Below are 7,357 nucleotides of genomic sequence, written 5' to 3' on the forward strand. Positions count from 1 at the left end.
GCCCGCCATGGACCTCCGCGTGGCTTGCGCTACAAACGTTGGGCCAAGGAGGACGGCATGGCCCAGGCGTTCGCATCCACCGGAGACCTCGCCGACAGGGAGGGCTCGCTCGGCGAGATCGGGCCGGGACGCAGGTCGCAATTCGACGTTCACGGCCAGCCCTCGAATCCCGGCCGGGTTCACGGATGAGCGAGATGCGAGCCGATGTCGTCGTGGTCGGGCTCGGCGCGGTCGGGGCCGCAGCCCTCTACCAACTCGCCAAGCGCGGCGTCAGCGCGGTCGGGATCGACCGCTTCGCCCCGCCGCATACCATGGGGTCGAGCCATGGCGAGACCCGGATCACGCGCCAGGCCGTCGGGGAGGGGCGCAGCTACGTGCCCTTCGTGCTGCGCTCCCACGAGATCTGGCGCGAGCTGGAAGCCGAGACCGGCGAGGCGCTGTTCGCCGCCTGCGGCGCGGTGGTGATCGGGCCGGGCTCCGGTGACACCTCGCATCACGGACACAAGGATTTCGTGGGCCGCTCGGCCGACGCCGCCCGTGCCTTCGCGGTCCCACACGAGATGCTGGACGGCGCCGAGGTGGCGCGGCGCTTCCCCTATTTCGTCGGCCTGCGCGGCGACGAAATCGCCTATTACGAGCCGGGCGGCGGCTATGTCCGGCCGGAGCGCTGCGTCGCCGCGCAGCTCCGGCGCGCCGGCGAACTCGGCGCCGTGATCCGCACCGGCGAGACCGTGCGGGCCATCCGGCAGGACGGCCGGGGCGTCGCCGTCGAGACCGACCGCGGCACGGTGCGGGCCGGCCGGGCCATTTGTGCTGCCGGGGCCTGGAACGCGGCGCTGCTCGGCGCGCCCTTCGACCGGTTGCTCAAAGTGTCGCGCCAGGTGCTGCACTGGTTCGCGCTCGAGCCCGCCGCCGCGATGCCGGAGAACGGCCCGGTCTTCATCTGGATGCACGGGCGGGGCGATTCCGACTACCTCTACGGCTTTCCGCGCCTGGCCGGCGAGGGGAGCGTGAAGGTCGCGACCGAGCAATACGCAAGCGTGACCTCGCCCGAGACGGTGGACCGGCAGGTGTCACCGGCGGAATCGGCGGAGATGTTTGCCCGCCATGTCCGCGGCCGGATCGCAGGCGCGACCGGCGCCGTCGAGCGGACGGCGGCCTGCCTGTACACGGTCACGCCCGATCGCGGCTTCATCATCGACCAGCATCCGGACATGGACCGGGTCACGGCCGTCTCCGCCTGTTCGGGCCACGGCTTCAAGCATTCGGCCGGCATTGGCGAGGCTGTGGCGGTGCTGGCCGCCATGGGGCGCAGCCCGGTCGATCTCGCGCCGTTCCGGGTGTCGCGCTTCGGCTGAAACGCCCCGCATGTGCCGGCCCGTCTTGTGCGAACGGGTCGGGCTGTCACACACTGCTTCGCCGGACGCGGCCTCGCTCCCGGCGGCACAGGAGAGATCAGCCCATGTCGGTTTTTCGGACCGCACTCGCGGCCTCAGCCCTCGCGCTCGCGGCCGCCTTGCCGGCTGCTGCGGACGTGCTCGACACCATCAAGCAGCGCGGCACGCTGATTGTCGGCACCAAGGCCGATTACAAGCCGTTCGGCTTTCGCGACCCGTCGGGCGCCATCGTCGGCATCGAGCCCGACCTCGCCGGCGATCTGGCGAAGCGTCTCGGCGTGAAGCTCGAACTCGTGCCGGTCGTTTCCGCCAACCGCATCGAGTTTCTGAACCAGGGCAAGATCGACGTCATCATCGCGACGCTCTCCGACACGGCCGAGCGCCGCAAGGTCGTGCAGGGGATCGACCCGCCCTATTACTCCGATTTCGTGAACGTGCTCGTGGCGAAGAAGGCCAACATCACGAGCTGGGAGCAGCTGAAGGGAAAGCCGGTCTGCGGCACCACGGGCGCCTGGTACAATCGAGACGTCGCCCGCAATTACGGGCCTGAGATCGTCGCCTTCGACGGGTCCGAAAAGCCGCTCTTCGCTCTGAAACAGGGCAATTGCGTCGGCTACGTCTACGACCAGACCTTTATCCAGGGACGGTTGCTCGACGACGAGTGGAAGGCTGATTACGCGATGCCGCTCAAGGGCATCTTGGAAGCGCCCTGGATGATCGCGGTGGCCAAAAACAACCCCAAGCTCCAGGCCGAGATCGAAGCCGTCCAGAAGGACTGGTTCAAATCCGGGCTGATCGTCAGCACGGAAAAGAAGTGGGGCATCCAGCCGACCGAGTATTCGTTGAAGATGCACGAGACCAGCAAGGGCGCGGCTACGAATTGAGGGCGGTGCCGACCGGCGGGGCCCCTCGGCCGTGACACCAGGGTGGAGCCGCGGAGGTGTCCTCCCCTCCCGGGACGGGGGAGGGCGGCCGGGCCCTGCGCCGCGCGGGCGGTTCGGAGGGGGCGGAGCGCCCCTTCCGGCGCCCTCCGGGCGGGTCCCGTCAGGGCCACGAAGCGGCGGCAGCTCGCCCGCATGAATGCCGTCGCCGAGTTCTTCCGCAACCTGTACGAGGCGACCGGCCTCAACTTCACGGTCTTCTACGACCCCTACGACCGCGATCGCTACCTGCGCGGGGTCTGGACGACGATCTATCTCAGCGTCGTGTCGATCGGGCTCAGCATCGTGATCGGCGGGGTTGGCGCCTGGCTGCAGGGCTCGCCGGTGGCTCTGCTGCGGCGGCTGGTGAACGGCTTTGTGGTGGTGTTCCGCAACACCCCGCCGCTGGTGCAGATCTTCTTCTTCTATTTCGGCCTCGGCACGTTGCTGCCGGCGAGCTTCGACGCCTCGGGCCTGCGCCAGCCGCTGCTCAACAACGTGCAATGGGCCATCATCTCGCTGTCGCTCTTTGCCGGGGCCTTCAACGTCGAAATCTTCCGGTCCGGGATCGAGGCGGTGCCCCGCACCACGGTCGAGGCGGCCGAGGCGCTCGGCTACACGCGGCTCGGCGCCTACCTGTTCATCGTGCTGCCGCTGGCGCTGCGCGTCTGCCTCCCGTCCCTCAACAACAACCTCGTCAACCTGCTCAAGACGACGACGCTCGCCTACGCGATCGCGGTCCCGGAGACGCTCTACGCCATGAAGCAGATCTGGTCGGAATCGCAGAACGTGCCCGAGATGATGAGCGTGCTGCTGGCGACCTATATCGCGCTGGTCGGGCTCCTGGTCTGGATCATGCACCGGTGGGAGCGGGCGCTCGCCATCCCGGGTTACGGCCGATGAGGGGCGCGCTTCCCGTCCTGCTGCCGTTCCGGGCCCCAGAGCGCGGCCCGCCGACACTGACCCGGGCGCATCTCGTCATGCTCGCCGTCGCCCTCGCGGCGCTCGCGCCCGCCGCGCTCGCCCAGGCGTCCGGAGCCCCCCTCTCGCCGCTGGCCGTGGTCTGGAAGTGGACCCCGCTGCTGCTCGCCGGGTTCGGATTCAATCTCCTGATCTCCTTTGCCGCCATGGCGATCGGCACCGCGGCCGGGTTCGGGCTCGGCCTCGCCCAGCTCGGCTCCTCCCGGGTTCTGCGCGGGCTGGCCTGGGCGCTGACGCAGTTCTTTCGCAACTCGCCCTGGCTCGTGCTGCTCTTCTTCGCGATGTTTCTGATCCCGTTCCAGGTTCGGATCGGCGGGGTCACGATCCCGCTCCCCGATTGGCTGAAGGCCATCATCGGCTTCGCGCTGCCGGTGATGGCCAACGTCTCGGAAATCGTGCGCGGCGCAGTCCGGTCGGTGCCTACGCCGCAATGGGAATCGGCCGATTCCCTCGCCTTCACGCCGCGGCAGACGATGTGGATGATCATCCTGCCGCAATGCATCAAGCGCATGATACCGCCCTGGATGAACGTGTATTCCCTGATCACCATGGCGACCGTGCAGGCCTCCGTGGTCGGCGTCACCGAGATGCTGACCCTGACCGGCCAGGTTCATGCGGCCGAGGGCGGGCGGCCCGAACTGTTCGCCCCGCTCTACGGCTTCGCGCTTCTGTGCTTCTTCGTCTATTGCTACCCGATCGACCTCATGACGGCCCGGCTCGAACGCCGGTTCCAGGTCCGATGAGCGCCGCGGCCCCGACCTGGACGGCCGAGCGGCCGATCGTCGAACTGCACGACGTGCATAAATCGTTCGGCACCGTGGAGGTGCTGCGCGGCGTCTCGTTCTCCATGATGAAGGGCGAGGTGATCTGCGTGATCGGGCCCTCCGGCTCCGGCAAGTCGACCCTGATCCGCTGCATCAACGCGCTTGTGCCAATCAACCGGGGCTCGATCCGGGTCGAGGGGCAGGAGGTCAACGACCCCGCGCTGGACAAGCTCGCGCTGCGCCGCAAGGTCGGCATGGTGTTTCAGCAATACAACTTGTTTCCGCACAAGACGGCGCTGCAGAACATCATGATGGCGCCGCTTCACGTGCTGAAGCAGGACCGGCGCGAGGTGGAGGAGCGGGCGCGGCTGCTGATCCGCAAGGTGCGGCTCGACGGCAAGGAGGACAGCTACCCTGGTGAACTGTCCGGCGGTCAGCAGCAGCGGGTCGCCATTGCCCGCTCGCTCGCCATGCGGCCGCAGGTGATGCTGTTCGACGAGGTCACGGCGGCGCTGGATCCGGAGACCGTCAAGGAAGTGCTCAACACCATCCGGGAACTCGCCGAAGAGGGCATGACCTGCATCCTCGTCACGCACGAGATGGGGTTCGCCCGCGAGATCGCCGGCCACATCTACTTCACCGATCGCGGCGTGATCGTGGAGCACGGCCCGCCGGCCGAGTTCTTCGCCAGCCCGAAGGACGAGCGGACGCGCCAGTTCTTGTCGCAGATCCTCTGATCCGCCCGTGCTCCGGGGCAGGCGACGTGAAGCTGCTCCCAGTGGAGTGCCTCGTCGGGCCTGATGTGGGCTTCTCGCAGCCCCACCCCGGCGCGCTAGGAAAGTAATCTGGTGGGCTAAAGTCCTGATCAGCAACAAGATTCCGAATACAATTTCCTGTTGCTCTCCTCTGATATACCACATACCATGATCTTCAATGACGAGCGCAGGCACGTCGCCATGCGGTCGCAACGGAGAAAACGCATGGTCGGGTCACGTCTTGCGGGCGCCGTGCTGGCGCTGTCCACTGTTGTTGCCGCGGCTCCGGCGAACTCGGCCTGGCAGCCGACCAAGACGGTCGAGTTCATCGTTCCGGCCGGAACGGGGGGCGGCGCGGACCAGATGGCGCGCGTGATTCAGGGCATCGTGCAGAAGCACAATCTGATGCCGCAGGCGCTGGTGGTGATCAACAAATCCGGTGGCGCGGGCGCGGAAGGCTTCCTGGACGCCAAGGGCTCGGCCGCGAACCCGCACAAGATCATCATCACGCTCTCCAACCTGTTCACGACGCCGCTCGCGACTGGCGTTCCGTTCAGCTGGGAGGACATGACGCCGGTCGCCATGCTGGCGCTGGACGAGTTCGTCCTGTGGGTGAACAACAAGTCGCCCTACAAGACCGCCAAGGACTACGTGGACGCCGCCAAGGCCGGCGGACCCAGCCAGTTCAAGATGGGCGGCACCGGCTCCAAGCAGGAAGACCAGATCATCACCGCGGCGCTGGAACAGGCCACCGGCGCCAAGTTCACTTACGTGCCCTACAAGGGCGGCGGCGACGTCGCGGCCCAGCTCGTCGGCGGCCACGTCACCTCCTCGGTCAACAACCCGATTGAGGCGGTGGCGCAGTGGCGGGCCAACGAGCTGCGGCCCCTTTGCGTGTTCGATTCCAAGCGCATCCCGCCATCGCCGCCTCTCGGCGACGGCAAGACCTGGAGCGACGTGCCGACCTGCAAGGAATCCGGGGTCGACATCGAATACCTGATGCTGCGCGGCATCTTCATGCCGCCAAAGGTCAGCGCCGAGCAGGTCTCCTACTACGTAGAGCTGTTCAAGAAGGTGCGCGAGACGCCGGAGTGGAAGGACTTCATGGAGAAGGGCGCCTTCAACACCACCTTCATGTCCGGCGACGAGTACAAGGCCTGGGTGAAAAAGGCCGCCGAGGAGCACAAGGTCCTGATGGAAAAGGCCGGGTTCGTCGCCAAGCGGTGAGCGCGAGGGGCACGCAAGCTCGGGGGCGGACGCGATGGCGGATGGATCAGGTTCGCGCGAGGAGACCGTCTCCACGCGCGCCATGGAGCTGGTGGTCGCGGGTCTGTTCGCGGGGCTCGCCTCTCTCGTGATGTACGAGAACTGGCGCATCGGAGCCCGCTGGGGCGAGGATGGACCGGGCGCGGGCTACTTCCCCTTCTATGTCGGGCTCATCATGCTGCTCGCGAGCCTCGGCACGATCGCGCGCACCCTTCTTGCGAGCGAGCCCGACACGTCGAACTTCGTGGAGCGATCGCAGCTGAAGCTGGTTCTGCAGGTGCTCGTGCCGACGATCGTCTTCGTCGGCGCCATCTTCTTCCTGGGTATCTACGTGGCGGCCGCGATCTTCATCGCCTTCTTCATGGTGTGGCTGGGCAAGTACCCGCTCGCCAAGGTCGCCCCGATCGCGATCCTGGTGCCCGTGGCTTTGTTTCTGATGTTCGAGGTCTGGTTCAAGGTGCCGCTGCCCAAGGGGCCGCTCGAAGCCGCCCTGGGCTATTGAGGGGGCACGAGACCGTCACGTCACAGACGTCGGTAGCCCCGACCAGGGGCGGCGACGCGGGAGGTCCCGGTGGAAGCGTTCACGTCCCTGATCCACGGCTTCGGCGTGCTCGCCGACCCGATGAACATCGTCTACATGTTTGTCGGCATTCTGCTTGGCGTGCTGATCGGGGTCCTGCCCGGGCTCGGCGGTGCCAACGGGGTCGCGATCCTGCTGCCCCTGACCTTCAGCATGTCGCCGACCTCGGCCATCATCATGCTGTCCTCCATCTACTGGGGGGCCCTGTTCGGCGGCGCCATCACGTCCATCCTGTTCAACATCCCGGGAGAGCCCTGGTCGGTCGCGACCACCTTCGACGGCTACCCCATGGCCCAGAACGGCAAGGCGGGCGAGGCCCTCACGGCCGCCTTCACGGGGTCCTTCGTGGGCGCCTTCGTGGCCGTCCTGCTGCTCACCTTCCTGGCGCCGCTGATCGCCCGGTTCGCGCTCCGGTTCGGACCGGCCGAGTTCTTCTCGGTGTATCTTCTGACCTTCTGCTCCTTTGTCGGCATGGGAAAGGAGCCGGCCTTCAAGGTCCTGGTCGCGATGATGCTCGGCTTTGCACTGGCAGCGGTCGGGATCGACACCGTTACCGGGCAGCTCCGAATGACCTTCGGGTCGGTCGAGCTCCTTCGCGGGTTCGACTTCCTGGTCGCGGTGATCGGCCTGTTCGGGGTTGGTGAAATCCTCCTCACCATGGAAGAGGGCCTCGCCTTCAAGGGCACCCGGGCCA

Annotated in this window: 9 protein-coding genes; all 9 read left to right on the forward strand. The window is 67.1% G+C overall.

What is annotated here, in order from left to right:
- The coding region (locus JWR86_RS02760) for a hypothetical protein (protein ID WP_299560421.1) at nt 1-189 on the forward strand (189 nt) is incomplete at its 5' end.
- The gene (solA, locus tag JWR86_RS02765) at nt 186-1,358 is read left to right on the forward strand and encodes an N-methyl-L-tryptophan oxidase (RefSeq protein ID WP_299560424.1); all 1,173 of its coding nucleotides are present in this window, start codon (nt 186-188) and stop codon (nt 1,356-1,358) included. The genes JWR86_RS02760 and solA, both read left to right, overlap by 4 nt.
- Before the next feature lie 104 nt (nt 1,359-1,462).
- Nucleotides 1,463-2,281, forward strand: a complete 819-nt coding sequence (locus tag JWR86_RS02770) for a transporter substrate-binding domain-containing protein (protein ID WP_299560427.1) — start codon at nt 1,463-1,465, stop codon at nt 2,279-2,281.
- A gap of 192 nt (nt 2,282-2,473) precedes the next feature.
- Nucleotides 2,474-3,220: an amino acid ABC transporter permease gene (locus tag JWR86_RS02775; RefSeq protein ID WP_299560431.1), complete on the forward strand. Its 747-nt coding sequence runs from the start codon at nt 2,474-2,476 to the stop codon at nt 3,218-3,220.
- Entirely contained in the window at nt 3,217-4,041 is an 825-nt protein-coding gene (locus JWR86_RS02780; protein WP_299560434.1) for an amino acid ABC transporter permease, read from the forward strand. The genes JWR86_RS02775 and JWR86_RS02780 overlap by 4 nt, the downstream gene beginning before the upstream one ends.
- A complete protein-coding gene (locus JWR86_RS02785; RefSeq protein ID WP_299560437.1) occupies nt 4,038-4,799 on the forward strand; it encodes an amino acid ABC transporter ATP-binding protein in 762 nt (253 codons plus the stop codon). The genes JWR86_RS02780 and JWR86_RS02785 overlap by 4 nt, the downstream gene beginning before the upstream one ends.
- Nucleotides 4,800-5,042: 243 nt before the next feature.
- Nucleotides 5,043-6,044: a tripartite tricarboxylate transporter substrate-binding protein gene (locus JWR86_RS02790; RefSeq protein ID WP_299560440.1), complete on the forward strand. Its 1,002-nt coding sequence runs from the start codon at nt 5,043-5,045 to the stop codon at nt 6,042-6,044.
- 34 nt (nt 6,045-6,078) lie between these two features.
- Nucleotides 6,079-6,585, forward strand: coding sequence for a tripartite tricarboxylate transporter TctB family protein (locus JWR86_RS02795; RefSeq protein ID WP_299560443.1), 507 nt, complete (start codon nt 6,079-6,081; stop codon nt 6,583-6,585).
- Between the two features lie 69 nt (nt 6,586-6,654).
- The coding region (locus JWR86_RS02800) for a tripartite tricarboxylate transporter permease (RefSeq protein ID WP_299560446.1) at nt 6,655-7,357 on the forward strand (703 nt) is incomplete at its 3' end.

The organism is Enterovirga sp., from assembly GCF_028290205.1.
Lineage (GTDB): Bacteria > Pseudomonadota > Alphaproteobacteria > Rhizobiales > Beijerinckiaceae > Enterovirga.

What these genes read in the sequence shown, in the direction of transcription:
- JWR86_RS02795 (WP_299560443.1), top strand. Translation starts at nt 6,079, where the DNA reads ATGGCGGATGGATCAGGTTCGCGCGAGGAGACCGTCTCCACGCGCGCC.
- JWR86_RS02785 (WP_299560437.1), top strand. Translation starts at nt 4,038, where the DNA reads ATGAGCGCCGCGGCCCCGACCTGGACGGCCGAGCGGCCGATCGTCGAA.
- JWR86_RS02775 (WP_299560431.1), top strand. Translation starts at nt 2,474, where the DNA reads ATGAATGCCGTCGCCGAGTTCTTCCGCAACCTGTACGAGGCGACCGGC.
- JWR86_RS02770 (WP_299560427.1), top strand. Translation starts at nt 1,463, where the DNA reads ATGTCGGTTTTTCGGACCGCACTCGCGGCCTCAGCCCTCGCGCTCGCG.
- JWR86_RS02780 (WP_299560434.1), top strand. Translation starts at nt 3,217, where the DNA reads ATGAGGGGCGCGCTTCCCGTCCTGCTGCCGTTCCGGGCCCCAGAGCGC.
- solA (WP_299560424.1), top strand. Translation starts at nt 186, where the DNA reads ATGAGCGAGATGCGAGCCGATGTCGTCGTGGTCGGGCTCGGCGCGGTC.
- JWR86_RS02790 (WP_299560440.1), top strand. Translation starts at nt 5,043, where the DNA reads ATGGTCGGGTCACGTCTTGCGGGCGCCGTGCTGGCGCTGTCCACTGTT.